Raw genomic sequence first — 25,895 nt, 5'->3', positions numbered from 1 at the left:
AGACCGCCAGGCGGCGCTGATGGCCGCGGTCCGGTGCAAGGTGCCGCTGGTGGTCCGCTGCAGCTCGGGCGGCGGGCGTTCTTCGTGCCGGCGCACTGTGAGCTGACGCCGCCGGGGTCGATTTCGATCTCGCCATCTCTTGCGAAGAGCTTCCCCAGGCAGAACGGGACGCGCTTCAATCGCTGGGTGTGCAATACCAGTTGGCGGCGGAGGGAGCCCACCCGAGATGAGCATGAGCGCTGATACCCCCGTACCGCCCGCGTCGGGGGCCTCCGGCGCCGGGCTGGAGCGCATCAACCCGCCCCAGCTGTCGCGGCCGACGGGGTTCAGTCATGCCGTGCGGGCCGCCTCCGGGACCATGGTTTTCCTCGCCGGGCAGACCGCGCTCCTAGGGGATCAGATCGTAGGAGCCGGCATCGTCGCGCAGTTCGAGCGGGCCCTGCGGAATCTGCTGGACGCGGCGGCCGCCGCCGGCGCCGGCCCGTCCGATCTGGCCAAGCTCACCGTCTTCGCCGTTGATGTCGCCGACTACCGCCGGCACGCCCCGGAGATCGGGCTGGTGTGGAAACGGCTGGTCGGCAGCGACTACCCGGCGATGGCGGTGATCGGGGCGACCCGGCTGTGGGACGAAGCGGCGCTGGTAGAGATCGAGGGCATTGCCGTCGTTCGATAGGCCGTTGACAGGCGTCCGTGAGGCGCGTGAGGCGCCGTGAGGCGCCCTGATAGACGTCCGGGTATCCGGGTATTCGGGCATCCGGGCATCCGGGCATCCGATAGGGCTTCGCCATCGGATGAAGTCCGATGGCGAGGCCGTTTGTCTGTCCGCGGATGTCGGTCGGCGGATGTCGCCCGGTGGAATGTCGTCAGAGGGCCGCTAGAGCCTCGTCGGCTTCTGGCGGGATGGGTCGTCGGTTCCGGCGGGGCGTCGTCGGTGTGGGGGAGGACGGCGCGGTCGTCAGGGGCGGCGTCCTTCGTTCGTCCGGCCGGGCCGGCCTCGGTCGTGGGATCGTGCGTCACCGCGTTCGGTCCGGGTATCGATAAGGCCAGGGGGCGGCCACACCCTTAGGGGACATCCCCCACCTTCCCCTGAAACGCGACGACCGCCTCGGCGTCCGCCCCCGACAGGGTGATCCCGAACTCCTCCTCCAGGACCTCCGGAGTCTCCTCCGGTGCCACCTCGCGCACCTCGCTGGACCAGTCCGGGCGGGTGCGGGTCAGCTCGCGGCCGATCAGCACGCTGCGCCGGTCGGGCAGTGGGCGCTGGACCACGAGGCGGCTGACGAAGGGCGAGCGCGGGTGGGTGGAGATGTAGTGGTTGAAGACGGCGTAGTCGACGGGGTAGCGACGCTCGGGGCCGAAGGCGTAGAGGTCAATCCAGCCGTCCTCGGTGCGGGAGCGCAGCGCCCAGGCCTCGGTCTTCTTCTCGTGGGCCAGGGCGAAGGTCCAGCCGCTCTGGCGGGCCTCGGTTCCGTCCCGTAGGGGGAGGGGTGCGAGCAGGCCCGAGGCGCCGAAGCCGACGTCGGTGATGAAGTCCTCACCGTCCAGCTCGACCTTCAGCAACGCGTGGGTGACCGGGCGGAGGCGGTCGTCGCCCATCCGGACGCGGGCGCCGAGGCCGGAGACCCGGAAGCCGAAGCGTTCGAGGGCGGCGGCGTAGAGGAGGTTGTGTTCGTAGCAGTAGCCGCCGCGGTGCCGGTCGATCATCTTGGTCTGGAGTGTTTCCAGGTCGAGCGGGATCGGGCGGCCGAGGACCACATCGACGTTCTCGAAGCCGATGGACGCGGAATGGCGGGCGTGCAGCCCGCGCAGGACGTCGCGGGTCGGCTCGCGGTCACCCTCGTAGCCGATGCGGGCCAGATAGTCGTCGAGGCGTATCCGGTCTCCGCCCCAGACGGAACCCGCTGCTGGTCATGGTGTCGTGCCTCCGCGTTCCGATGATGGGCCGCTGTGGAGCCCGTGCATGGCCGCGTGTCGAGCCTAGGAGACGTGGTGGCGGGGCGCGATCGGCTGATGGGCGGAGGCCCGTACGTCCCGTGGCTCAGGTCGAGCGGACCGGGGAGAAGCCGCGCGGACCGGGAGGAAGAGAGGGATTCGGGAGGGACCGGGGGGCGTACGCGGTGCGCGGGAAGGCTCCGTACGGGTAGCGGGACGGACGTGTCAGGGGCACCTGTTCCGCCGGGATTCCCGGTGGGACAGGTGCCCCTGACACTGTTCACGCGCGCCCGACGTTCAGTTCCGGCTGCGGGCCATCCCCACCGGGTCCTTCTTGAACGCCCAGGTCATCTTGGGTTCCATCGCCCAGCGGAAGCAGCGTTGTACCGGTGGCGTGCAGAGCAGGGTGATGAGGGTGCCGGCGGCGAGGGTGATCAGCACCATGCCCCAGGGCTTGTGCACCCACGGGTTGTCGTACCAGTTCCAGAAGCGGGAGCCCTTGGCGACGAAGCCGTGCAGGAGGTAGCCGTAGAGGGTGCCCGCGCCCAGCGCCGTGCACCACATCGTGCGGCCCGGCACCCAGGCGAAGAAGCAGGCCACCAGGACCAGCGAGCAGCCGAACATCGCCAGCGTCATCACCATGCCGCTCCACCACGGGGCGGCCAGTTCCTGTGCGGCGTCCCGGTGGTAGAACCACGCGGCATTCATGCGCGGCGCGGCCCAGTACGCGAATACCAGGGCGGTGACGAAGACCGGTACGGCAAGGATGCGTGCCTTCTTGCGGCGTACGAGCTTGAAGTGCTCGGCCTTCAGACACAGCCCGATCACGAAGAACGGGAGGAACTGCAGCACCCGCTGGAGGTCCAGGTCGTCGCCGATGTCCGGCGATATGGAGGCGAGCGCGGCGACGGCCAGTGCGAGCGGAACCGGCCAGCGCACGATCTTCCACAGCGGGGTGGTCAGCCGCCAGACGAACAGCGCCAGCAGGAACCAGGTGAGGTACCAGGGGTCCGTGAGGCTGATGGGGTAGTGCGGATCGTCGTCCGCCCACCTCTTGAAGAGGGTGTAGGCGACCTCGAAGAGGATGTACGGCACGGCGACGCCGGTGATCAGCCGCTGGAGCCGGTCCTTGCGCATGTCGAAGCTGCGCGAGAAGTAGCCGGAGATGATGATGAACGCCGGCATGTGGAAGGCGTAAACGGTGATGTAGAGCGCGGCCGCCGACCGGCTGCCGTCGCGCAGCGGCTCCCAGGAATGCCCCATCGCCACCAGCACGATGGCCAGGAACTTCGCGTTGTCGAAGAACGCGTCGCGGGGCTTCGCCTTGGCGTCGGCGCCGGCCTGGGCCTTGCCGTGCGCCCTGCGCGCCTTGTGCCGGCCGTGCGACCCGGCGGCAGGCTTGGCGCGCGTGGCCGGGCGGTCCGGGCCGGTCTGCGGCGTCGGCCGGCTTGCGGTGTCCGTTCCGGTGCCCAGCCCGGCGGTGGTGCCGGTGGCTGCGCCGGTGCCGGTGGCCGTCGCGGCGGCCGGCGCCATGGTGGCGGTCGCCGCGCCCGCGCTCAGCGGGTCGTACGACGTCGCATCGGGCACCTGCCGCTGCGGGGGAAGGGGCGCCCGTCGATCGCCGTACGCCGGAAAATCGTTCGTCAAGGGCCCTCCTGGAACGAACCCTGAGGAGGAGCTGGACGCGGGCCCGCAGCGGGCCCCAAATAGGAACCCAAAAGCCTCATCCTGCGTCTAAGTTCTTTAACGGGGAGTGTGGCGGCGTCGAACATCCCTGGCACCATAGCCGTGCCACGGGAATCCAGTAAATCCCCGCCCGGCGCGGCTCAGCAGCCGCTTGTCCGGCTTCCACATCTCCTTCACGCCCCCTGAACGTACCGTGCGACGGACGCATATGCGTATCCGGATCCGGCCGGCCGCGAAATCAAGACAATGCCGTCGCAATGCGCCCTAGCTGATGACCCCTTCAATCCCCCGGGCCCGCGCCTCTCTCACGCCCGTGTTCTTCCCCACACCCCACGCATAGACCTCCAACGGCCTGCCGTGCGCGCCGCGCAGCCGGTGAACGGCCTCGATCCAGCGTGAACTGAGGGCCGACATACGGGGGTTGATCTCGTCGGCGAATCGGGCGTAACGCGCCAGGTCGGCCACTCGCGGCGATCCCAGGATTCCCGTACGCACCTCGGGCACCAGGCCGTGAACCACCTTTACGCATGGCACGCAGAAGCTCTGGACGACCAGGCGGTTCCTGACATGCGCGCGATCCAGCCAGCCACGGCGGCGGAGTTCGCGGACGACGTCTGCCTCGATTCCCGGATACGACTTGGGGGACTTGATCTCCAACAACAGCCGCTGGTCGTTGTGGTCCAGACGGCGTAGATAGTCGGCGAGCGTGGGCACCCGCTCCCCCGCGAACCGGGGCCCGAACCAGCTTCCGGCGTCGAGGCGCGCGATTTCGGCCGCGGTGAAATCGCCGACCCGCCAGGGCGCCCTACCGGGAAACACCTTTTCGACGTCGGTGGTCCGCTTCAGCGTGGTGTCGTGCAGCACCACCAGTTGGCCGTCCTTGGTGCGCTGGACGTCGTTCTCGACCCAGATGAGCCCGCGGCGGTGGGCGGCGTCCACGGCGGCGAGGGTGTTCTCGGGCGCGTAGCGGGAGGCGCCGCGGTGCGCGATCACCAGCGGCGCGCCGGCTCCAGGGCGCGGCCCGGAAACCGTCGCGGACAGCGGCACGGTCGCCATGGCTATGAAGGCAACGCCCGCCGCGGCGGGCTTCATCGGGCCCCGGAACGGTCGCCGGCGCCGATTGTCGTACGGACGGGACCGGAGCGGATTCCCGTACGGGCGGCCGCGGGGCGGATTCCCGTGCGGATTGCCGTACGGGCTCCAAAGCAGTGCCCGAATCGGTTTCCGGAGCGGTTTCCGGAGCGCTTTGCGGAGCGGTCTCCGGGGCGAATTCCGGGGTGGTATCCGGTCCGGTCTCCCGTCCATGGGGGCCTCCTGGTCGCTGGCCCCAACATGCCCCGATCCCCCGGCGTCCGCCACGCGGGACGGCCATCCGTGCGGCGCGGCGGGGGCGGCCGGGGCGAATAGCGGCCGGGAGCGCACGCCCGCTTCCCGCGTGTTTCCGCCGGAAGGCCGGGGGCGGGAATTGTGTCCGGACGGGCGATAAATCGTGCCCGTATTGGACTTTCCCCTGCTTTGCCCGCCCGTCGTACGGTCACAAGCACACTGGATCGAGGGGAGAACGGATAACCATGTCCGTAACCGTGCGCGTACCTACCATCCTGCGCAGCTACACCGCCGGCGCCGCCGAGGTGACCGCCTCCGGCGCCACTGTGGTGGAGGTTCTGGAGTCCCTGGAAGGCCGGTTCCCGGGAATCCGCGACCGCATCACCGACGAGGACGGCGAGATCCGCCGGTTCGTCAACGTCTACCTGGGCGACGAGGACATCCGCTTCGCCGACGGCGTCCGTACGGCCGTCACACAAGGGGCGGTCATGTCGGTGATCCCGGCTGTGGCCGGGGGCTCGGAGGCCGCCCAACTGCCCTGTTGTCGGTGAACGGTCCGTATGACGTCGGGGGAAGCATGACGGGGGATGAAGCAATGGAGAAGCTGACACTGGTGGGGGACCGGCAATGGGTGCCCCTGGTGACCGGCGGAGAGGTCCGCCGGCTCGATCTCGACTACGCCGCCACCGCGCCGTGCGCCGCGCAGGTGCGCGATGCGGTGGACGAAATCCTGCCCTGGTACGGCAGCGTGCACCGGGGGGACGGTTTCCCCTCCGCCGTCTGTACCGAACTGCAGGAGGCCTGCCGGGAATCGGTGCGCGCCTTCGCCGGTGCCCGCCCCGACGACACGGTGATCTTCACGCGCAACACCACCGACTCGCTCAACTTGCTGGCCCATGCCCTGCCGGCGGATTGCGAGGTGTTCGGTTTCGCCACCGAGCATCACGCCAATCTCCTGCCGTGGGAGCGGCGCGCCGTGCACCGGCTGCCGGTGCCCGAGGGCCCGGCGCACGCCCTGGCGCTCCTGGACGCGGCGCTGGCCTCGGCGGCGCCGGGCGGGGGCGGCGGCTCCCGCCTGGTGACCGTCGCAGGGGCCTCCAATGTCACCGGCGAGGTGTGGCCGGTCGCCGAACTCGCCCGGGTGGCCCGCCGGTACGGCGCACGGATCGCGGTGGACGCCGCGCAGCTGGCGGCGCACCGGCCGCTGGACATGTCCGGCTGGGACGTGGACTATGTCGCCTTCTCCGGGCACAAGCTCTACGCCCCTTACGGCGCCGGCGCGCTGGTCGGCCGCCCCGACTGGCTGGATGCCGCGGCCCCGTACCTCGCGGGCGGCGGCGCCACCCGGCACGTCGACCTGCAGACGGTGGACTGGGCGCCGTCCCCCCAGCGGCACGAGGCCGGTTCGCCCAATTTCCTGGGCAACTACGCGCTGGCGACGGCGTGTGAGCTGCTGCACGCCTCGCTCCGCTCCGGCCTCGTCGAGGAGGAGGAACGGCTGACCGCGCTGCTGGAGCGGGAGCTGGCCGGCATTCCCGGTCTGCGCGTCCACCGCATGTGGGACGAGCGGCATCCGAGGGTCGGCACCGTGACGTTCACCGTGCGGGGCCATGAGCCCGGTCTGCTGTCGGCGGCGCTGTCCGCGGAACACGGCATCGCCGTGCGCACCGGGCGCTTTTGCGCTCACCCGCTGGTCAAGCACCTGCTGGGGGATGGTCAGGACGGCGGCAACGCGGTCCGGGTCAGCATCGGTGCCGGGATCACCGAGCAGGACATCAGCGATTTCACATGGGCGCTGGCCGGACTTGTCGAGCGCGGTCCCGCCTGGTCGTACCGGGCGGAGGGGGCGCGGTTCGTACCGGACCCCGATCCCCGGCCGATGCCCGAGCTGAGCCATGGCGCGCGGGTGCGGCTGCGGGCCGCGGAACGGCGGGAGCGGTCCGTTCGTACGCCCGTCGGGGCGGCCTGCGGCGGCTGAGTGGGGCGGCGGGCGGCCGCGTGCGGGGCGGCGGCGGGACGGCCGGTGGCCGGGAGGCCCGCCCGCCCGGCATCGTGATCGCCCGCCGCGGCCGGCTCCGGCCCGCCGCGGCGGCGTCCGGTCAGCCCGCGCGGCCCCGCAGGTCCTGGGTGAGGGTGCCCATCGGGTCGGTGATCGCGCGCAGGATGTGGGGCTTGGTGCGGCAGACCTGCCGGACCGCCTTGGTGAAGGCCGCCACGGCCGGGTTCGTGGCGCTGTGCGACCAGGCGAGCGCGACGGTGCTGGGGCTCACGCCGTCCACCGGTACGTACACGATCCCGGAGCGCGGGTAGAAGCGGGCGGCGGCGGCCGGAGTGATGCTGATGGCCCGGCCGGCCGCGACGGCCTGCAGTTCGTCGTCCGCGCTGGAGACCTCGACCAGCCGCGGCATGTCCAGCCGCCGCCGGTATTCGGCACACATCCAGTAGTCCGCCCAGATGCGGTCGGGGCTGCGGCGCAGGACGAAGGGCTCGTTGAGCAGCTCGGTGATGTGGATGCGCGGGCGGGCCGCGAAGCGGTGGCGGTGCGGGAGCACCGCGACCCGGGGCTCCGTGAACAGCGGCTCCATCTTCAGGTCGCGGGCCTGGAACGGCGGGCGTACGAACGCCGCGTCGACCTCTTGGCTGTTGGCGCCCGCCGATGGGTCGTCCCAGTCGTAGCGGCACATCTCGACTTCCACGCCGGGACATCGGCCCTCGAACGCGTCGAGTATGAACGGTGTCAGCTCCAGCGCCGCCACTCCCTGGAAGCCGACCTTGAGTCTGGCTCTTATGCTGCTGGCCGCCTCGCGGGCCTGGCGCAGCGCCTCTTCGTGGTGGTGCAGGGCGTGTTCGGCCTCGGCGACGAATCTTTTGCCGGCCTCCGTCAGTTCCACCCGGCGGGTGGTCCGGTGGAAGAGCGCGACGCCGAGCTCCGCCTCCATTTCCTTGATACGTGCCGAGAGCGCCGACTGGGCGACGTGCAGGCGCTGGGCGGCGCGGGTGAAGCTGAGTTCCTCGGCGACGGCTATGGCGTAACGGAAGTGCCGCAATTCGATATTCATGGGTCCACCACGGGTGAGGGAGGGAAGGTCGGCCGCCCATGACGGGCGGCACCTTCAGCAGCCCCTGTCTTCCAGGTGGAAAGAATCGTTGCCACCAGAGGACCCCCCGTACAGCTCAAGCGACGCCCTCACTGTAAACCACACCCCAAATCGCGTGATGGTTCAATTTTCTAGGAAAGAAAGGGCGTTGGCTCGGCCGGACGGGGGGCCTGAGGGGCGGTCTACGCGGCGGTCACTGCTCGAAGGCGAGCCCCAGTCCGGCCAGCGCCTCCTGGGTGTATCGGCCCTCGACCGTCGCCTCCACGTCGAACGCCCAGTGGGCGGTGGGCGGAAAGCCGATCAGCTGCGGCGCGCGGCCGGGCAGCGGCTGCGCCGCGGCCTCCCGCGACTCCCAAAGGAGCACCGCGCCCCAGCGGTTGGCGGCCCGGTCGGAGATCCAGGTCTTCAGGCGCAGCCCCGGTACGTCCGTGAAGGCGTTCACGGACTCGTCGCGGAGATAGGTCCGCAGCGAATCGATGGTCTGGGACGACTCGGCCAGGTCCCACCAGGCGATGACGACGTGCATCGGGTTCACCTCACCCTTTCGATCGGGGGGAGCCGCAGCGAGTCCCCTTCCAGGAGTTCTCCCGCGCCGTCGCGCACCCGCAGCGCGAGCGGTGCGCAGGTGTCGGATGCGCCCTCGCCGGGCGCGGCGGGCGGCGGCGCCCAGGCCGCGAGGGTCGGCAGCAATGCCGTCTCCCGGCTTTCCAGGTAGCAGATCATGTTGATCGGCCAGCGGGTGTTGGCGAACATATGGCGGTCCATCGGCGTCGCCTGTTCGCTGATCCGCATACCGCGCTCGTGCTGGGGGCCGATCCGGTGCCAGTCGGGGTGCAGATGGACGGAGCCGACGATGTCGAGGCCGTCGCGCTGCGCGTCGCGGTCGATGCGCAGGAGGTCGCGCGCATCGCACCAGTAGCCGCGGCGCTTGTTGTTGTACGCGGCGCCGAAGCAGGGCACGATATTTGCCGCGAATTCCGCCTCCGCGGTGTCGTCGGACGCCCTTACGTTCCGGGCGAACTCGAGCCGGTTGATATGAGCGATATCACCGAAGAGCGAACCGACGAGGACGGCGAAACAGCCCGGTGGATCCTGTGGCGTACAGCTCAGATATTCCTCGGTACACAGCTCCAGGAAGGTATCCAGGGAACGTATATCCATGAGCACCGTGCGCGTACCGGTGCCCTCCATGGTGAGCAGGGCACCGCCAGCCCGATCGTTTTCGGGCAGGAGTTGAGACATGCGAAAATCCCCCGTTTCGGTGTTGATTCAGCTGGTGGGCCTCGATCGCGGCGCGGCAGGCCTCATCAGCGGTCCGGCCAGCTTGGTCAGGGCCGGGAAGACGACGTAGGTGGCGAGGGGTGCGACGACCGCGACGATGATCAGGACGCGGAGCGGCAGGGAAAGGGTGGCCAGTTGCTTCCCGAAGATCAGCTGGAAGAGCGTCAGCATCGGATAGATACCGACGAAGGTGAGAATGGTCTGCTTCCAGCGCGGGGGGCGTCCGGGCGGTGCCGGGCGGGCCGGTTCCGCGGGGTGCTGCGCGATCTGCTGCGCTGCCGGTGTGGTCGTCACGAATGCTCCAGGTATTCCACATGGCCGGGTGCCCACTCCCGCGGGAAACACCGGTCCGACTCGACGAATAGACGAATCGACAATAAACGCGCCGTACACCGGAAGAGAAAGACTAATCGCGGGCCGATTTATCGCGACACCGCGCATAATCGGCCGCCGCCTCGATGTCTCGACTCTAGAGCGGGCTCCCCGACGCAGTAAAAGACCGGAACGGGAAGGATTAATTACCGGACGGCCAAGAATCCGGCCGCCCGGTACGGTTTCGGCGGGCGTCCCCCTGCCCGCCGGCGGGACGCACCGCTACCGCTCCAGCGCATGCCCCGTCGTCGAGTCCACATGGTCCGGGATCTCGTCGTGCCGGTCGCCGACGGTCAGCGTCCCGGTGAGTTCGAACATCATGATCGAGGCGCCGTCTGCGGAGTACGGCTTGTGCTCGGTGCCCCGCGGAACGGTGAAGGCCGACCCGGCCGACAGCGTCACCGAGCGCTCGCGCCCGTCCTCGCGGAGCCCGATGCGCAGTTCACCGTCGATCACCAGAAAGAACTCGTCGGTGTCCTCGTGCACATGCCAGATGTGTTCGCCCTTCACCTTGGCGATCCGTACGTCGTAGTCGTTGACACGGGTGACGATGCGCGGGCTCCACAGGGTGTCGAAGGAGGCCAACGCCTGGTCAAGAGAGATCGGTTCGCTGCTCATGGGCTCATCCTCGGTGGCGCCGGGCCGCCCCGCGAGTGCTAGAAATCGCATATGCCGCAAGATTCCTCGCAGGCACCGGCGACGCCGGCCCCCATGCCCCCGCCCCGTACCCCCCACCGCGTCGTCGTGATCGTCGACGAGAACTCCAACCCCTTCGAACTCGGCTGCGTGACCGAGATATTCGGCCTCCGCAGACCCGAACTCGGCCATCCCCAGGGCCTCTACTCCTTCGCCCTGTGCTCCCCGGGGCCCCACACCCTGATGCGGGACGGCTTCTTCACCCTCAGCGGCGTGGGCGACCTCGACGAACTGGCCGACACCGCCGACACCCTGATCGTCCCGAACCGCCCCGACACCGACGTACCGCGCCGCCCCGCCGTACTGGACGCCATCCGGCGGGCAGGCGCCCGCGGCGCCCGCCTGGTGGGCTTCTGCAGCGGCGCCTTCACCCTCGCCGAGGCCGGCGTCCTGGACGGCCGCCGGGCCACCGCGCACTGGCAGTGGGCGGCCTCCTTCCGGGACCGCTTCCCCGCCGTACGGTTCGAGCCGGACGTGCTCTTCGTCGACGACGGCGACATCCTCACCGCGGCGGGCAGCGCGGCCGCCCTCGACCTCGGGCTGCACATCGTGCGCCGCGACCACGGCGCCGAGGTCGCCAACTCCGTCAGCCGCCGCCTCGTCTTCGCCGCCCACCGGGACGGCGGCCAGCGCCAGTTCGTCGAACGGCCGCTGCCCGACATCCCGGACGCATCCTTGGCTCCCGTGCTGGCCTGGGCCCAGGAGCGGCTCGGCACGCCCCTCACCGTCGCCGACCTCGCCGCCCGCGCGGCCGTCAGCCAGGCCACCCTGCACCGCCGCTTCCGCGCCCAGCTCGGCACCACCCCGCTGGCCTGGCTCACCGGCGAACGCATCGCCCTCGCCTGCCGCCTCATCGAACGCGGCGAGCAACGCCTCGACGAGGTCGCCCGGCGCAGCGGCCTGGGCACCGCCGCCAACCTCCGCGCCCGCCTGCGCCGCGAGACGGGCCTGAGCCCGTCCGCGTACCGCCGGAGGTTCGGCCCGGGGACCAAGGCGGCGGGCGCGCCCCGGGCAGCGGTCAACTCCCTGCTCTGACAGGCACCTTGCGCGGCACCACCGGCGGTGTGAAGGTGAGCGCCGGCGGCGATGGGGGAGGCCCGGATGGACTCGTTGCGCTCGGCCGGCGGCCCGGAGGACGGACGGGCCCCGGACCCGCCGACGCGGCTGACGGGCGAGCGGGCCCGCCTCGACTTCGACGGACGGCGCTGCGTCATCCGGTACCCCGGGCGCGGCGCCCGGACACTGCTGCGCGCTCTCGACGGCCGCCCGATACCCGTCCGCGCGCTGTCCGCCGCCGTACTCAGCCCGCCGGGGAACCACGCCCGGTGGGGCACGCTGCGGCTCGTTCCGCACCCCGGCATCGACGCCGTGGCCGAGGTGCTCGGGGCGCAGCTGCCCGAGCCGGACGACCCCTACCTGATCCGCTTCCACCGCCGGGAACTCCGGCGGGCCGAGCATCTGCACCGCCTCCTGACCCGGGCCATCGACGAGTCCGGTCCGCCCGACGGCTCCGGGCCGCCGCTGCCCGTACCGTCCGCTCCGCGGGTCCTGCGGGGGATCTTGAGCCAGGCGGAGTTCGACGGCCACGTCATCCGGCTCACCGGCGGCGGCCACCACAGTGCCGACGGGTCGGCGCGCGTCATCCCGCTCGCCGCCCTCGACGAAGTCACCTACACCCACGGCCACACTCCGGCCCTCCGTCTCCGCCTCCCGGATGCGCGTCCCCCGTATCCCGGGCCGGCCGACGATCCGGACACGCTGGTCCTCAACGGCCTGCGCGAGGGCTCCAACGTCCTGTTCGCAGCGCGGCTGCTGGAGGCACACACGGCGGCGGCAGCGGCCAGGGCGCGGGTGACGATACGGACCGAGCGCACCGACGGACCCGGCTCGTTCGCCGCCCGCGCGGAACTGGCGGGAGAGGCCGCGGGCTCGGTCCGCCTCCGTACTCCGCCCGATGCCCCGCAGGTGCGGGAGATCGCGCGCCTTCAGGTCGAACGGTCCGTCGGCACCGACGCCACCCGCGCGGTGGAGGACGCTCTCCTGTACTCCGCACTGCGCTGGGGCTACGCATCGGGGGCCACGTACCTCACGGGCCCGGGGACCGCCGGGTCCGGCGGGTCCGGCGGGTCCGGCGGGTCCGGCGGGCCGGAGTTCTGCCGTCGTCATGGATTCAGCGACAAGGCCCTGACGGGGACGGCGGGCGGGGCCCCGCGGCCGTGCCTCGTCCTGGGCCGCTACGCCGCCGACCGGGAACACGACGTGTTCGCGATGCTGGACGATGTCGCACCGCGGCGGCGGACGGCCGCCGGATGCGGCTCCTGGGCGCTCGGGTTCCTGCTCTTCTTCGCGTTGCTGTTCGTCGGCGGCGCCTACCGGCTGGCGGCCGGGCCGCGCCTCGCGGGCGTACCCCTGGGGTTCCTCGCGGTCGGCTCGCTGATCGCGCTGGTCGTCTGGCCGCGGGCCCGTGCGGCGCTGCGCGCCGTCCAGCTGAAGCAGTCGCGGGACGCGCGCGCCACCATGCTGGCGGATCCGCGCCCGCCGGTCCTGTACCTGCGCTCGTTCCAGGACGACAAGCGGGCCAGGAAGCCCGCCAGGCCCGGCTCGCTGGTCACCGAGGAGGAGGCGGTCTCCACCGCCATGGCGGGCATCGGGCCGTTCATCGGCCTGGACAACGAGACCGAGACGCTGGGGGCGGCGAAGGCCAGGGTCCGGGACGAGGACTGGCGCCCCGCGGTGACCGCGCTGATGTCCTGCTGCTCGCTCACCGTGATGCGGTGCGGCGAGGGCGAATCGCTGTTCTGGGAACTCCGGCAGGCGCGGCGGCTGTTACGGCCGGAGCAGCTCGTGATCCTGGTGCCCAGGGACCAGGGCCTCTACGAGACCTTCCGGAGGCGGGCCGCACCACTCCTGCCCCATGCCCTTCCCCATGTGCCCGTACCCCGCCGCGCACGCCAACGGCTGGTGGCGGCCATCCGCTTCTCGGCGGACTGGCGTCCGCGGATCGTCTCCCTCCGGATGCCCCTCGCACTGCGCTTCTTCTCGCTGGAGTCCTGCCTGGTCTTCCGACTCCTGCCGGAATTACGGGAGTTGCGGCAGCACCGCATGGTCTTCTGGTACCGGCGCGCGGTGTTCTTCCTGTTCACCGCCGCCGCCCTCTATCTCCTCATCGGCTACGGACTGCCGATCCTGGACGCGCTGACCCGCATGGCGACCCCCATCGACGTGCATTTCCCCACCTTCCCGACCGCCCCTCCCCACACGCACCGCTGACAACTGCCGCCCCGGCGGCCATGCTGCCCCTATGACGTCGATTCCGGACAGCCTCTGGAACACCTCTGTCGAACCGGCCGCGTACACCCGCGAGGGCGAGCGCTACCAGACCGCGGTGCTGGAGCAGTACAAGCTCTGCGTGGAAATGGCCGACCGGGTCAGCGGGCGACGGAGCCTGACCAACACCTTCTTCCTCTCCCTCAACAGCACCATCGCCGCGGGGGCCGCGGCGCTGAGCGACGGCGTCGCCGGCGCTCCCGTGTGGCTGCTGGCCGGCGCACTGGTCATCCTCGTCACCCAGTGCGCGGCGTGGTTCCTGATCATCCGCTCGTACCGCCAGCTCAACGGTGCCAAGTACGCGGTGATCGGCGCACTCGAGGAGCGGCTCCCGGCCTACGCCTACTCCCGTGCCGAGTGGCAGGCACTGGGGCAGGGCAGGGACTGGCGCCGCTATCTCCCACTGACCCACGTCGAGCAATGGGTCCCCCTGATCTTCGCCCTCACCTACCTGCTCGGGTTCCTCGCCGCCGCGCGGTGACCTGGGCCTTCCGTACGGCGGCGGGCGCCGTCAGGTCGCTTCGGGGCGCGCGACGCGCAGCAGCAGCCGGTGCAGCGTCTCGCGTTCGCGCGGGGTCAGCGGCGCCGTCAGATCGTCCGTGACGCGGTGGCTCGCGTCATCCGTGTCGCGCAGGAACGCCTCTCCCTTCGCGGTGAGGACGACGATCCGGCTGCGTCGGTCGGAGGGCGCGGGGGCCCGCTCGACGAAGCCCGGCCCTTCCAGGTCGTCGACGAGTCCGACGATGGCGCTCGGGTCGTAGCCGAGCCGGGTGCTCAACTCCCTCTGGAGCGCCCCCTCGACGGTGGCGAGGTAGCGCAGCACGGCGTAGTGCCGCAGCCGGAGGCCGGATTCCTGGAGGGCGGCGTTGAAGAGCTGCCCGGAGCGCAGGCCGAGCCGGTAGAGCAGGTAGCCGGTGTCGTCGTGCAGGCCCCGCATCCACGGTTCGTCCGCGTCGACGGGGTTGCCGGAGACGGTACGGGGGGTGGGCTCGATGCTGATGACGCACTCCATGGTCAGGGCCGTGCAGGGGCGGGCGGCGGGGCGCCGACAGGGTCAGCATGCCGCACCTTCGCTACAACAACAACTATTGACGTCAACAATTATTGGTCCTAGCTTCCTTTCGACCGGACCGCACGCCGAAAGGACGCCTCCGTGCCAGAGACCACCACCCCGACTCCCCCTCCCCCGGCCACCGTTGACCTGAGCGGCAAGGCCGCCGTGGTCACCGGTTCCGGCCGCGGCCTGGGCCTCGCCTACGCCACCGCCCTCGCCCGCGCCGGGGCCCGCGTCGTCGTCAACGACCTGGACGAGGACCTCGCCCAGGAGGCCGCCAAGGCCGTCACCGAGGCCGCCGGCGGCAGTGGCGGGCGCGCCGTCGCCGAGGCGGTGGCGGTGGGCACCGCCGAGGCCGCCGACCGCCTCGTGGCCCGCGCCGTCGAAGAGTTCGGCCGGCTCGACATCCTCGTCACCAACGCGGGAATCCTCCGCGACCGCGTGCTGTGGAAGATGTCCGACGACGACTTCGACGCGGTGCTCACCACCCACCTCAAGGGGACCTTCACCTGCGCCCGCGCCGCGGCGATCCGCATGCGCGAACAGGGGGAAGGCGGCCGCCTGATCCTCGTCGGCTCCCCGGCCGGCCAGCGCGGCAACTTCGGGCAGACCAACTACGCCGCCGCCAAGGCCGGGATCGCCGCGATGGCCCGCACCTGGTCGATGGAGCTGGCAAAGGCGAAGATCACGGCCAACGCCATCGTGCCCGTCGCCGCCACGGCCATGACCGAGACCATTCCCGCCTTCGCACCGTACGTCGAAGCCCTGCGGCTCCGGGGGACGCCGCTGCCGGACTTCCTGCGCAAGGGCGAAGGATTCGGCACCGCGGAGGACTGCGCCGCGCTCGTCCCCTTCCTCGCGTCCGACGCGGCGCACGAGATCACCGGACAGTGCATCGGCATCGGCGGCGACCGGCTCGCCCTGTGGTCGCACCCGCAGGAGGCCGCCACCGCCTACGCCGACGGCGGCTGGAGCCCGCAGACCATCGCCGACGCCTGGCACACCTCGGTCGGCGCCCGGCCCGAGTCCGTCGGCATCCCCGCCCCGCGCCTCCCGGAGCGCTGACCATGAGCACGCGCTACCGCCCCGCCCTCGACCCCGCCACGCTCACCGCGATCGACGTCCACACCCACGCCGAGGTCTCCGCCACGGGCCACGCCTCCCTCGACGACGGCCTGCGCGACGCCTCCAGCGCCTATTTCAAGGTCGCGGGCAAGCGCAAACCGACCCTGGAGGAAATGGCGTCCTACTACCGCGAACGGAACATGGCCGCCGTCGTGTTCACCGTGGACGCCGAGTCCGCAACAGGCACCGCGCCGGTCCCCAACGAGGAGGTCGCCGAGGCGGCCGCCGCCCACCCCGACGTCCTCATCCCCTTCGCCTCCCTCGACCCCTTCCGGGGCAGGGCGGCGGTACGCCAGGCGCGGCGCCTGGTGGCGGAACACGGAGTGCGGGGCTTCAAGTTCCACCCCAGCATCCAGGGCTTCTTCCCCAACGACCGCCTCGCCTACGAGCTGTACGAGGTGATCGAGGAGACCGGCACCGTCGCGCTCTTCCACACCGGCCAGACCGGCATCGGCGCGGGTGTGCCGGGCGGCGGGGGCATCCGGCTGAAGTACTCGAATCCGCTGTACGTGGACGACGTCGCCGCCGACTTCCCGCACCTCAAGATCATCCTGGCGCACCCCTCCTTCCCCTGGCAGGACGAGGCCCTCGCCGTGGCCACCCACAAGCCGGGTGTGCACATCGACCTCTCCGGCTGGTCGCCGAAGTACTTCCCGCCGCAGCTCGTCCACTACGCGAACAGCCTGCTCCAGGACAAGGTCCTGTTCGGCTCGGACTTCCCGGTCCTCACGCCGGACCGCTGGCTCGCCGACTTCGACGCCCTGGCGATCAAGGACCACGTACGGCCGAAGATCCTCAAGGAGAACGCCGCCCGCCTGCTGGGCCTCGCCCCCTCCTGACGCCCCGTCATTACACCGGGCGCTCCCGCCAGATCACCGCACCGGGCCGCTCCACCAGGCCCTCACCCCAGAAGGGGGCATCCGCCATGCGCAACGAGGGACTCGGCTCCTGGCCGGCCCGCCGCGCCCGCAAGACCCCGCACCGCACCGCCCTCGTCCACGACGGCACCTCGTACACCTACGCCCAGCTGCACGACCGCACCACCCGGCTCGCGCACGCGCTGCGCGCGGCCGGCATCCGCCGGGGAGACCGCGTCGCCTGCCTGAGCCCCAACCATCCGGCCTTCCTCGAAACCCTCTTCGCCGCCGGGCTGCTCGGCGCCGTCTTCGTCCCGCTCAACACCCGTCTGACTCCGGCGGAGATCGGCCATCAGCTCGCCGACTCGGGCGCCCGCCTCCTGGTCCACTCCCCCGCCCTCGCGCCGCTCGTACCCGCGCCGGCCGCCGGGGCGCAGCCCCTGCGGACCGTGGAGACGGGCGAGGAGTACGAGCGGCTGCTCGCCGGGGCCGGTGCGGTCCACCTGGACGAGGCCGTCGCCGGCGCCGACATCTGCCTCATCATGTACACCTCGGGCACCACGGGCCGCTCCAAGGGCGCCATGCTCACCCACGCCAACCTCACCTGGAACGCCGTCAACGTCCTGATCGACGCCGATCTCGCCGCCGACGAACGGGCCTTGGTGACCGCCCCGCTCTTCCACGCCGCCGGACTCGGCATGCTCGCCCTGCCCGTCCTGCTCAAGGGCGGCACCTGCGTCCTCGTCGAATCCTTCGATCCCGACGGCACGCTCGGCCTGATCGAGGACCTGGGGATCACCACCATGTTCGGCGTCCCCACGATGTACGAGCGGATCGCCGCCGGCCCGCGCTGGCCGTCGGCGGACCTGTCCTCGCTGCGCACCCTGCAATGCGGGGGATCGCCCGTCCCGGCCGCGCTCATCGAGGCCTACCAGCGGCGCGGCCTCGTCTTCCAGCAGGGCTACGGCATGACCGAGGCCGCCCCCGGCGTCCTGTTCCTGGACGCCGCACACGCCACCGCGAAGGCCGGATCCGCGGGAGTGCCGCACTTCTTCACCGACGTGCGCGTCGTGCGCCCCGACCTCACCGAGGCCGGTACGGACGAGCCGGGAGAAGTACTGGTGCGCGGGCCGCACGTGATGGCCGGGTACTGGGGCCTGCCGGAAACCAGTGCCGCCGCGCTCCCCGAGGGCTGGCTGCGGACGGGCGACGTCGCGCGGGTCGACGCCGACGGCTATGTCACCATCGTCGACCGGTTCAAGGACCTGATCATCTCGGGCGGCGAGAACATCTACCCCGCCGAGGTCGAAGAGGCCCTCGCCGCCCACCCCGCCGTCGCGGAGTGCGCCGTCATCGGCGTACCGGACCCGGCCTGGGGCGAGGCGCCGCGCGCGGTCGTCGTCCCCGCGGAACCCGAGGCGCCGCCCTCCCTGGAAGACCTCCGCGCCTTCCTCGCCGGCCGCCTCGCCTCCTACAAGGCACCCAAGTCCCTGGCGATCACCGCAGAACTGCCGCGCACCGCCTCCGGCAAGCTCCGCAAGCCCCTGCTGCGCGAACGCTTCGGCGCCGGCTGAACACCCAGTCCCACCCCACCGCGCCCCACCTCACCCATGGAGCACCAGATGACCCTCACCGTCGACGGCCTGGCCGCGCTCAAGAAGCTCGCCGGAAGCGATCTCGGCACCGGCGAATGGACCGAGATCACCCAGGAGCACATCAACACCTTCGCGGACGCCACCGGAGACCACCAGTGGATCCACACCGACCCCGAGCGCGCCGCGCGCGGACCGTTCGGCGCCCCGATAGCCCACGGATATCTGACCCTCTCCCTCTTCATTCCGCTGTTCAGCGCGCTGCTCGACGTGCGGGGCGTCACCACCAAGGTCAACTACGGCCTGGACAGGGTCCGTTTCCCCGCGCCCGTAAAGGCCGGCTCCCGCATCCGCCTGGTGGCGCACCTCGCATCCGTCGACGACGTGCCCGGCGACGGCGTACAGCTGGCGGTCGACGGCACCCTCGAGATCGAGGGCGGCCCCAAGCCCGCGGCCGTCCTGCGGAGCCTGACCCGCTTCTACGCATAGGGGCCCGCGACATGACCACCGCTTCCCCCACCCCACCCGCGACCGCCGCCGCAACCGCCCGGCCACCACGCTCCCGGCCATCCCACTCCCGGATACGGCGCTCCACCGGCATCGCACTGACCGCGCTGCTCGTCGCCGCGGCCGGCGCCCCGCCCGCCACCGCTGCCCCCGACGGGCAGCGGCCCCGCCACCTCACCGGCACGCTCGGCTCCGGCGCCGCCTACGCGATCGACGTACCGGCCGCCTGGAACGGCACCGTGCTGCTGTTCAGCCACGGCTACCGCCCGAAGGGCAGCGACAACCCGGCCGTCGACGCCCCCGACCAGGCCACCCGCGCGCTGCTCCTCCGGAGGGGCTACGCCCTCGCCGGCTCCTCCTACGCCACCACCGGCTGGGCCGCCGAGCAGGCCGTACCCGACCAGCTGCACACGCTCGACGCGTTCACCCGGCTCATCGGCCCGTCACGGCGCACGCTCGCCTGGGGCGAGTCGTACGGCGGACTGGTCACCACCGCGATCGCCGAACGCCACGCCGACCGGATCGACGGATCGCTGGCGATGTGCGGGCTCGTGCACGGCGGCGTCGCCAACTGGAACAACACCCTCGACCCCGTCTACGCCCTCAAGACCCTGCTCGCCCCCCACTCCGGCATCCCCCTGACCGGTTTCGCGAACCAGACGGAAGCCAAGGCCGCCGCCGCGGCGCTGAGCGGCACCGTCGAACGGGCACAGGACACCGGCACCGGCCGCGCCCGCATCGCGCTGGCCGCCGCACTGCACAACATCCCCGCGTGGAACGACCCGGACCGCCCGCGCCCCGCCCCCGGCGACCACACGGGCCAGGAACGCGCCCAGTACCCGGTGGTCCGGTCCCTCATCGCCGGACCCGCCTTCTCCTGGCGCCAGGAAGCCGAGGCCCGGGCGGGCGGGAACCCGTCCTGGAACACCGGCGTGAACTACGCCGCGATGCTCCGCCGCTCCGCCAACTACCGCCAGGTCAAAGCCCTCTACAAGGCCGCGGGCCGCTCCCTGCGCACCGACCTGCGCACGCTGGCGAAGGCACCCCGCACCGACGCGGATCCGGCCGCCGTCACGTACTTGGAGCGCAACGTCAGCTTCACCGGCCGGCTCACGAAACCGCAGCTCGACGTGCACACCATCGGCGACCCCCTGGTACCGGTACAGACCGAGAGCGCCTACCGCCGCGCGGTCACCCGGGCCGGCAGCGCCCGCAACCTCCGCCAGGCCTATGTGAACAACGCCGGACACTGCACCTTCTCCCCCGGCGAGTTCGCCGCCTCGGTGAAGGCCCTCGACCACCGCGTACACACCGGCCACTGGGGCAACTCCTCCCCCGCCTCCCTCAACTCCGCCGCACGACTGGCCGACCCCGCCTCCCCGGCCCGCTTCCTCCCTTACCACCCCGGCCCGTACCCCCGCCCTTACGAGCTGCCGGCCCCTCCCTCCCCGACCTCCCCCGCCGAAACATGACGGAAGAGGTCCACCGCCCACGCGCGCTGTTCCTCGGTGTCCGGCACCCGCCTCCCCCGCGCCCGTTCCACACGCGCCCAGGCACTCTCCGGTGCGCTGCCTCCCAGGATCAGCAGGGCGGCCGCGATCAGAGAGGAGCGCCCGATGGCGCAACGGCAGTGCGCGACGAGACGGGCGCCGGCCCGCAGGTCCGCGGCGAGTCCCCGCAGCACCGGCAGTACGACGGGGATCGCCGGAACCGTCATGTCCGGGATGGGCAGGGCCACGAACCGCAGCCCCGCGGCCTCGGCGAGGCGGGGCTCGTCGGCGAGCCCGAGTGCGGCGCGCTCGGCTTCGGTAAGGGCACAGACGAGGATGTCCGTGCCGGCCCGGCGCAGCGCCGCCATGTCGGCCGTCAGGTGCCCGTGGCCGCGGGGCCGGGCCATGGCGCTCAGCCGCCCGGGCGCCTCCGGACCGGTAACGGTGAAGAGGACGGGCGCAGACGGCGCCGTCATCGGACGGCCGAGCCCGGCGCGAGCCACTGATAGCGACCGCCGCACTCCTCGGTGAGCCAGCCGTTGACGCCGCTCAGCCCCCGCCCGTTGAGCTGCCCGTCGTGGATGCCGTACGCCCGTTCCGGCGCGGCGGCCCGCACGAAGTCGATGGCCTCGGACGTCTTCATCCAGGATGCCTGCAGGGGGACCAGCAGGGTCTCCAACGGCCGGTCGGGAACGTACAGCGAGTCCCCGGGATGGTAGAGGCGTTCCTCGACGAGGTAGCCCAGATGGGCGCAGTCCGGGAGCTCACCGTAGCTGCGCGCGTGCCGCCCGCCCTGAGCCATCACCCGGAATCCGGCCGCGGTGAACTCCTCCCCGGACACCACACCGTTGAAGTCCAGCCCCGGAATCCGCGCCGCCCTGGGCGCGAAAACCGGCACACCCAGCCCCTTCAGCCGCAACAGATCGACGTGGTCGCCATGTTCATGGGTCACCAGGACGGCATCCGCACCGACGAGCGCCTCGGGCTCGCTCCAGACACCGGGATCGATGACGAGCGTGCCGCCACCGTCGCCGTGCTCCAACCGGACACAGGAATGGGTGTACTTGGCAATCAGCACCCACACGAGCATAGCCGGAAGGCAGCCCGCTGGCCCCCTGGCCGCGGCCCGGACCAAAGCATCCAACTACCCACACGGAGCGGGCGGTTGCACCATCCCACCCGGCCCACCCAGCCCGCCCGGTTCGCCCAGCCCGCCCGGTTCGCTCCAGATGCAGAACCCGGAGCCGACCTATCGAGACGGCCAGTGCACACGCGCCCACTTCCCCGTCGAGCGGACCTCCACAACATCGAAGCCGTCCTCATGACGCACGGCATGCCGCATCTCGTCCAGGCCCGCATCGCGCACGGAGCCGACCCACCAAGGAGAGGTCGGCTCCGTCGAACGCGTGGCTCGCCGAGCCACCGTCGAAGGCCTGCCACGTACCGCCCCATGACTCCGAGTCGGCCGACTTCAGCTCCGCCGGCCCCTCGCCCTGCCCCAGAGGCCGGCGCAGTTCCTGAAGCTCCGGCTCGGGCAGCTCCGGCGCCGGGTCCACCGCCAGGAACAGGTCGTAGCAGTCACTCGCACCACCGGACCCTGGCCCTGGCCACTGACAGCGCTGCACGCATCAGGCACGCCGCTTCGGCGAACCCTGCACCGTCAAAACTCACTCGTGAACATCCACCGACATCTTGATCACCAACTGCTGCCCGAACATGGAGATCGTTAGGCACACCCCGAAACCCGCATCGACGCCCAGAAATGAGACCCCCGTCACCCACGCGAAGCGCCCCCCGCGCCGACGCCGCATCCACCGAACGACGAAACCCCAGACCGGAACGGATCCGACCTGGGGTTTCTCACTGAGCCGCCTTCGGGATTCGAACCCGAGACCTACGCATTACGAGTGCGTTGCTCTGGCCAACTGAGCTAAGGCGGCGTGGTGCGCGGCCCAGTCTACACATTGCCAGGGGGTGCTTTGGCACGGGTTTACGGGCTGGTCAGGGGCGGCGGGGTGGGGGTCAGGTGCAGCGCTTGTTTTTGGGTGGGACGGTGCCGTCGAGGAGGTAGGTGTTGATGGCGGTGTCGATGCAGTCGCTGCCGCGGCCGTAGGCGGTGTGGCCGTCGCCGTCGTAGGTCAGGAGGGTGGCGGTGGAGAGCTGTCGGGAGAGGCCCTTGGCCCAGGTGTAGGGCGTGGCGGGGTCGCGGGTGGTGCCTACGACGACGATGGGGGCGGCGCCCTTGGCGGGGATGCTGCGGGCGTTCCCGGAGTGCTTGACGGGCCAGTAGGCGCAGTTCAGGGCGGACCAGGCGAAGGCGTCGCCGAAGACCGGGGAGGCCTTGCGGAAGGCCGGGAGGGCGGCACGGACCTCGTCGGCGTTGGTGAAGGCGGGTGGGAGGTCGAGGCAGTTGACGGCCGGGTTGGCGTACATCTGGTTGGAGTAGTGGCCGGCGGCGTCGCGCTCGAAGTAGCTGTCGGAGAGGGCGAGCAGGGCCCGGCCGTTGCCCTTCTGGGCCTGGGCGAGGGCCACGCGCAGGGTGGGCCAGGACTGTTCGTCGTACATGGCGGCGATCACGCCCGTGGTGGCCAGGGACTCGGTGAGCTTGCGGGCCTGGCCGGTCTCGGCCGGATGGGCGTCGAGCCGCTTGAAGAAGGCGGAGAGGCGATTGCCGGCGTCGGCGGTGTCCTTGGTGCCGAGGGGGCAGTCCTTGTGCTTGATGCAGTCGGCGGCGAAGGAGGTGAAGGCGGTGTTGAAGCCGGCGGTCTGGTTGACGTTGGTGGTGCGGGCGTCGAGCTCGGGGTCCATGGCGCCGTCGAGGACCAGACGGCCGGTGTGGGTGGGGTAGAGACCGGCATAGGTGGCGCCGAGGAAGGTGCCGTAGGAGGCGCCCACGTAGGTGAGCTTCTTGTCGCCCAGGACCGCGCGCAGCATGTCCATGTCGCGGGCCGCCTCGATGGTGGAGACGTGCGGGAGCAGCTTGCCGGAGCGGGACTCGCAGCCCTTGGAGAAGTCGCGGTAGGAAGTGGCGAGCTTGTTGACCTCGGCGGATGAGTCAGGAGTCTGGTCGGTCTGGGTGTAGCGGTCCATCTGCTTGTCGGAGAGGCATTCGACCGGTGTGCTGCGGCCCACGCCGCGGGGGTCCATGGCCACCATGTCGTAGCGGGCGCGGACGGCCGCGGGCTGGGGCGCGTACTGCTGGAGGTAGTCGATCGCCGATCCGCCGGGGCCGCCCGGGTTGACCATGAGGGAGCCGAGGCGGCTGCCGGGTCCGGTGGCCTTTTTGCGGGCCACCGCGAGCTTGATCGTCCCCGCGCCGGGCTGGTCGTAGTCCAGGGGCGCCTTCATCGTCGCGCACTCGAAGCCGGCGACGCCGCATGCGTGCCAGCTGAGTTTCTGGTCGTAGAACGGGCGGAGGCCGGGCGGAATGGCGGTCGGGAGGGGCGCCAGAGCGGACGAGCCGCCGCCGGGGGTGGCGTGCTCGGCGCCGGCGTCGTGCGCGCGGCCCGGGGACGCCGCCGTATCGGGGGCGGCCGAGCGTCCCGATGAGCAGCCGGAGATCAGCAGGGCGGTGGCCGCGAAGACGGCAGCGGAGGTACGGAGCAGACGGCTGGTGGCCATGGGCGATCGATCCCTCGGTCTCGGTCCCTGGTTCGGCGAGGCGGCTTGGGCCGGCATGGGCGGCGTGGCGGCACAGGCGGGGTGGGGCGGCGTAGGCGTCGTGGGGAAGTGCACCGTTGGCTGCGGTGACGGTGGCGAATGTGATGTTGGACGGAGCGTATCCGGGGTGGGACTGTCTGTGCGCCCTGGAACGTGCATTCCGGGTCGTGCCGACCGTTTGCGGCCTCGGCCGGGACTCTGCGGGAGGAATGGTGGTCGGGTGCGGCTCCTTTCGACGGCGGGGCGCGGTGCCGGTGGCGGTCAGCCGGACCGCAGGGCGACGGTCATCGCTTCGACGGCGAGCAGGGGGGCCACATTGCGGTCCAGGGCGTCGCGGCAGGCGATGACGGCTTCTATGCGGCGCAGGGTGCGCTCGGGGGTCGAGGTGGTGGCGATGCGCTGGATGCTGTCGCGGACCTCGTCGTTGGCCAGGGGGACGGCGGCGCCCACCTGGAGGGCGAGGACGTCGCGGTAGAAGCCGGTGAGGTCGACCAGGGCCAGGTCGAGGCTGTCGCGCTGGGTGCGGGTGGCGCGGCGCTTCTGTTTGTCCTGGAGCTCCTTCATCGCGCCGGCGGTGCCGCGGGGCAGCCGGCCGCCCGTGCCGGCCGCCGCGCCGAGGGCGGCGCGCAGCTCCTCGGTCTCCTTGGCGTCGACGTCCTCGGCGACCTGCTTGGCGTCCTCGCCCGCGGCGTCGATGAGCTCCTGGGCGGCCTTGAGGCAGCCGCCGATGTCGTCGACGCGGAGCGGGAGCTTGAGGACGGCGGCGCGGCGGGCGCGGGCCCGCTCGTCGGTGGCGAGGCGGCGGGCCCGTCCGATGTGGCCCTGGGTGGCGCGGGCGGCGCGGGCGGCGGCCTCCGGCTCGATGCCGTCGCGGCGGACCAGCACATCGGCGACGGCGTCGACCGGCGGCGTGGTCAGGGTGAGGTGGCGGCAGCGCGAGCGGATCGTGGGGAGGACGTCCTCGATGGAGGGGGCGCAGAGCAGCCAGACGGTACGGGGGGCGGGCTCCTCCACGGCCTTGAGGAGGACGTTGCCGGCGCCTTCGGTGAGGCGGTCGGCGTCCTCCAGGACGATCACCTGCCAGCGGCCGCCGGCGGGTGAGAGGGAGGCGCGGCGGACCAGGTCACGGGTCTCCTTGACGCCGATGGAGAGCAGATCCGTACGGACGATCTCGACGTCGGCGTGCGTGCCGACCAGGCTGGTGTGGCAGCCGTCGCAGAAGCCGCAGCCGGGGGCGCCGCCGAGGGCGCGGTCGGGGCTCACGCACTGCAGCGCGGCGGCGAACGCGCGGGCGGCGGTGGACCGGCCGGATCCGGGCGGGCCCGTGAACAGCCAGGCGTGCGTCATCTGGGAGGCGCCGCGCTGCCCCGCGGGCGCCGGCTCGCCGAGCGGGGCCTTCGCGACCGCGCCGGCCGCGTCGGCGGCGCTCACGATGGCATCCGCGTCGCGCGCGGCCGCGGCGAGCTGCTCCGTCAACCGGTCCTGGCCGACCACGTCGTCCCATACCGCCATCGCGCTGCCCGCCGTTCCTGTACGTCCTGCGTCGTGCCCTGTTGCGTGAGCTTGTGTGCCCTGTTGCGTGAGCCTGTGTGCCGTGGGCGCCGTTGCCGTACGCCCGGTGGCATGAGCCTGCGCCGACCTGACCCGTTGGGTTTCGGCCCTCGCCAGCTCACCCTTCGACCATTGTGGTGCAACCCACTGACAAATGGATTCGGGCGGGGGATCCGGGAGCCGGCCGCGAGACCCTCCGGTACCCCGCCCGCACCGTAAAACGGCCGTGGGGGCCGGGGGGGGGGGGGGGGCCCCGCCCGGGGGGGGGGGGCCGGGGGGGGCGCCGCCCCCCCGCCCGCGGCGCCCCCCCCCCCCCCCCCCCCCCCCCGCCGCCCCCGGGG

The 25,895-nt window shown here is 71.7% G+C and carries 24 protein-coding genes and 1 tRNA gene; 11 read left to right on the top strand and 14 right to left on the bottom strand.

Annotation, left to right across the window (positions count from 1 at the left end):
- Positions 1-226 precede the first annotated feature (226 nt).
- Positions 227-673 carry a RidA family protein gene (locus tag ACIRPT_RS14435; RefSeq protein WP_403498902.1) on the top strand — a complete coding sequence of 149 codons (447 nt, stop codon included), beginning with the start codon at positions 227-229 and terminating at the stop codon, positions 671-673.
- 389 nt (positions 674-1,062) lie between these two features.
- Here ACIRPT_RS14435 and ACIRPT_RS14430 read toward each other — a convergent pair whose 3' ends face one another.
- From ACIRPT_RS14430 to ACIRPT_RS14420, 3 genes are all read right to left on the bottom strand, one after another.
- A complete protein-coding gene (locus ACIRPT_RS14430; RefSeq protein ID WP_403827093.1) occupies positions 1,063-1,848 on the bottom strand; it encodes an arylamine N-acetyltransferase in 786 nt (261 codons plus the stop codon).
- Between the two features lie 381 nt (positions 1,849-2,229).
- Positions 2,230-3,579 carry an acyltransferase family protein gene (locus ACIRPT_RS14425; protein ID WP_403826841.1) on the bottom strand — a complete coding sequence of 450 codons (1,350 nt, stop codon included), beginning with the start codon at positions 3,577-3,579 and terminating at the stop codon, positions 2,230-2,232.
- A 303-nt stretch (positions 3,580-3,882) separates the two neighbouring features.
- A complete protein-coding gene (locus ACIRPT_RS14420) occupies positions 3,883-4,674 on the bottom strand; it encodes a glycerophosphodiester phosphodiesterase (RefSeq protein ID WP_403826838.1) in 792 nt (263 codons plus the stop codon).
- A 515-nt stretch (positions 4,675-5,189) separates the two neighbouring features.
- On the opposite strand from ACIRPT_RS14420, the gene ACIRPT_RS14415 reads away from it, so the two are divergent.
- A complete protein-coding gene (locus ACIRPT_RS14415; protein WP_403826835.1) occupies positions 5,190-5,495 on the top strand; it encodes a MoaD/ThiS family protein in 306 nt (101 codons plus the stop codon).
- 44 nt (positions 5,496-5,539) lie between these two features.
- Complete coding sequence (locus ACIRPT_RS14410) at positions 5,540-6,922, top strand: aminotransferase class V-fold PLP-dependent enzyme (protein ID WP_403826832.1); 1,383 nt, start codon at positions 5,540-5,542, stop codon at positions 6,920-6,922.
- Between the two features lie 121 nt (positions 6,923-7,043).
- Here the strand turns inward: ACIRPT_RS14410 and ACIRPT_RS14405 are convergent, their stop codons facing one another.
- From ACIRPT_RS14405 to ACIRPT_RS14385, 5 genes are all read right to left on the bottom strand, one after another.
- Positions 7,044-8,003 carry a LysR family transcriptional regulator gene (locus ACIRPT_RS14405; RefSeq protein WP_403826829.1) on the bottom strand — a complete coding sequence of 320 codons (960 nt, stop codon included), beginning with the start codon at positions 8,001-8,003 and terminating at the stop codon, positions 7,044-7,046.
- Positions 8,004-8,235: 232 nt separating this feature from the next.
- On the bottom strand, positions 8,236-8,568 hold the full coding sequence (locus tag ACIRPT_RS14400; protein WP_403826826.1) for a hypothetical protein: 333 nt from the start codon (positions 8,566-8,568) through the stop codon (positions 8,236-8,238).
- A gap of 5 nt (positions 8,569-8,573) precedes the next feature.
- Positions 8,574-9,203, bottom strand: a complete 630-nt coding sequence (locus ACIRPT_RS14395) for a hypothetical protein (protein WP_403826823.1) — start codon at positions 9,201-9,203, stop codon at positions 8,574-8,576.
- Positions 9,204-9,311: 108 nt separating this feature from the next.
- A complete protein-coding gene (locus tag ACIRPT_RS14390) occupies positions 9,312-9,617 on the bottom strand; it encodes a hypothetical protein (protein ID WP_403826820.1) in 306 nt (101 codons plus the stop codon).
- Between the two features lie 300 nt (positions 9,618-9,917).
- Complete coding sequence (locus ACIRPT_RS14385) at positions 9,918-10,313, bottom strand: cupin domain-containing protein (RefSeq protein ID WP_403826817.1); 396 nt, start codon at positions 10,311-10,313, stop codon at positions 9,918-9,920.
- A gap of 51 nt (positions 10,314-10,364) precedes the next feature.
- On the opposite strand from ACIRPT_RS14385, the gene ACIRPT_RS14380 reads away from it, so the two are divergent.
- The 3 genes from ACIRPT_RS14380 (at position 10,365) to ACIRPT_RS14370 (ending at position 14,199) form a co-directional block, all read left to right on the top strand.
- Positions 10,365-11,426: a helix-turn-helix domain-containing protein gene (locus tag ACIRPT_RS14380; protein ID WP_403826814.1), complete on the top strand. Its 1,062-nt coding sequence runs from the start codon at positions 10,365-10,367 to the stop codon at positions 11,424-11,426.
- A gap of 66 nt (positions 11,427-11,492) precedes the next feature.
- Entirely contained in the window at positions 11,493-13,661 is a 2,169-nt protein-coding gene (locus ACIRPT_RS14375) for a DUF4429 domain-containing protein (RefSeq protein ID WP_403826811.1), read from the top strand.
- A gap of 31 nt (positions 13,662-13,692) precedes the next feature.
- The gene (locus tag ACIRPT_RS14370; RefSeq protein ID WP_403498923.1) at positions 13,693-14,199 is read left to right on the top strand and encodes a hypothetical protein; all 507 of its coding nucleotides are present in this window, start codon (positions 13,693-13,695) and stop codon (positions 14,197-14,199) included.
- A 30-nt stretch (positions 14,200-14,229) separates the two neighbouring features.
- On the opposite strand, the gene ACIRPT_RS14365 is transcribed toward ACIRPT_RS14370, so the two are convergent.
- Complete coding sequence (locus tag ACIRPT_RS14365) at positions 14,230-14,730, bottom strand: MarR family winged helix-turn-helix transcriptional regulator (RefSeq protein WP_403826808.1); 501 nt, start codon at positions 14,728-14,730, stop codon at positions 14,230-14,232.
- 141 nt (positions 14,731-14,871) lie between these two features.
- On the opposite strand from ACIRPT_RS14365, the gene ACIRPT_RS14360 reads away from it, so the two are divergent.
- The 5 genes from ACIRPT_RS14360 (at position 14,872) to ACIRPT_RS14340 (ending at position 20,325) form a co-directional block, all read left to right on the top strand.
- The gene (locus tag ACIRPT_RS14360) at positions 14,872-15,837 is read left to right on the top strand and encodes an SDR family NAD(P)-dependent oxidoreductase (RefSeq protein ID WP_403826805.1); all 966 of its coding nucleotides are present in this window, start codon (positions 14,872-14,874) and stop codon (positions 15,835-15,837) included.
- A gap of 2 nt (positions 15,838-15,839) precedes the next feature.
- Positions 15,840-16,736, top strand: coding sequence for an amidohydrolase family protein (locus ACIRPT_RS14355; protein WP_403826802.1), 897 nt, complete (start codon positions 15,840-15,842; stop codon positions 16,734-16,736).
- Between the two features lie 86 nt (positions 16,737-16,822).
- Positions 16,823-18,328: a long-chain fatty acid--CoA ligase gene (locus ACIRPT_RS14350; protein ID WP_403826799.1), complete on the top strand. Its 1,506-nt coding sequence runs from the start codon at positions 16,823-16,825 to the stop codon at positions 18,326-18,328.
- Between the two features lie 48 nt (positions 18,329-18,376).
- A complete protein-coding gene (locus tag ACIRPT_RS14345) occupies positions 18,377-18,835 on the top strand; it encodes a MaoC family dehydratase (RefSeq protein ID WP_403826796.1) in 459 nt (152 codons plus the stop codon).
- An 11-nt stretch (positions 18,836-18,846) separates the two neighbouring features.
- Positions 18,847-20,325, top strand: a complete 1,479-nt coding sequence (locus ACIRPT_RS14340) for a hypothetical protein (RefSeq protein ID WP_403826793.1) — start codon at positions 18,847-18,849, stop codon at positions 20,323-20,325.
- Here the strand turns inward: ACIRPT_RS14340 and ACIRPT_RS14335 are convergent.
- The 5 genes from ACIRPT_RS14335 to ACIRPT_RS14315 form a co-directional block, all read right to left on the bottom strand.
- Complete coding sequence (locus tag ACIRPT_RS14335; RefSeq protein WP_403826790.1) at positions 20,277-20,819, bottom strand: tyrosine protein phosphatase; 543 nt, start codon at positions 20,817-20,819, stop codon at positions 20,277-20,279. The genes ACIRPT_RS14340 and ACIRPT_RS14335 overlap by 49 nt on opposite strands.
- Positions 20,816-21,433 carry an MBL fold metallo-hydrolase gene (locus ACIRPT_RS14330; RefSeq protein WP_403826787.1) on the bottom strand — a complete coding sequence of 206 codons (618 nt, stop codon included), beginning with the start codon at positions 21,431-21,433 and terminating at the stop codon, positions 20,816-20,818. Before ACIRPT_RS14330 ends, ACIRPT_RS14335 begins: the two co-directional genes overlap by 4 nt.
- 776 nt (positions 21,434-22,209) lie before the next feature.
- Positions 22,210-22,283, bottom strand: a tRNA-Thr gene (locus ACIRPT_RS14325).
- Between the two features lie 82 nt (positions 22,284-22,365).
- Positions 22,366-23,964 (bottom strand): alpha/beta hydrolase, encoded by a 1,599-nt coding sequence (locus ACIRPT_RS14320; protein WP_403826785.1) that lies wholly within the window; start codon positions 23,962-23,964, stop codon positions 22,366-22,368.
- 300 nt (positions 23,965-24,264) lie between these two features.
- Positions 24,265-25,515, bottom strand: coding sequence for a DNA polymerase III subunit delta' (locus ACIRPT_RS14315; protein ID WP_403826782.1), 1,251 nt, complete (start codon positions 25,513-25,515; stop codon positions 24,265-24,267).
- Between the last annotated feature and the right edge of the window lie 380 nt (positions 25,516-25,895).

It is taken from the genome of Streptomyces sp. NPDC101227 (genome assembly GCF_044767545.1).
Taxonomy (GTDB): Bacteria; Actinomycetota; Actinomycetes; order Streptomycetales; family Streptomycetaceae; genus Streptomyces.
This window is presented reverse-complemented; position numbering and strand designations above follow the sequence as displayed.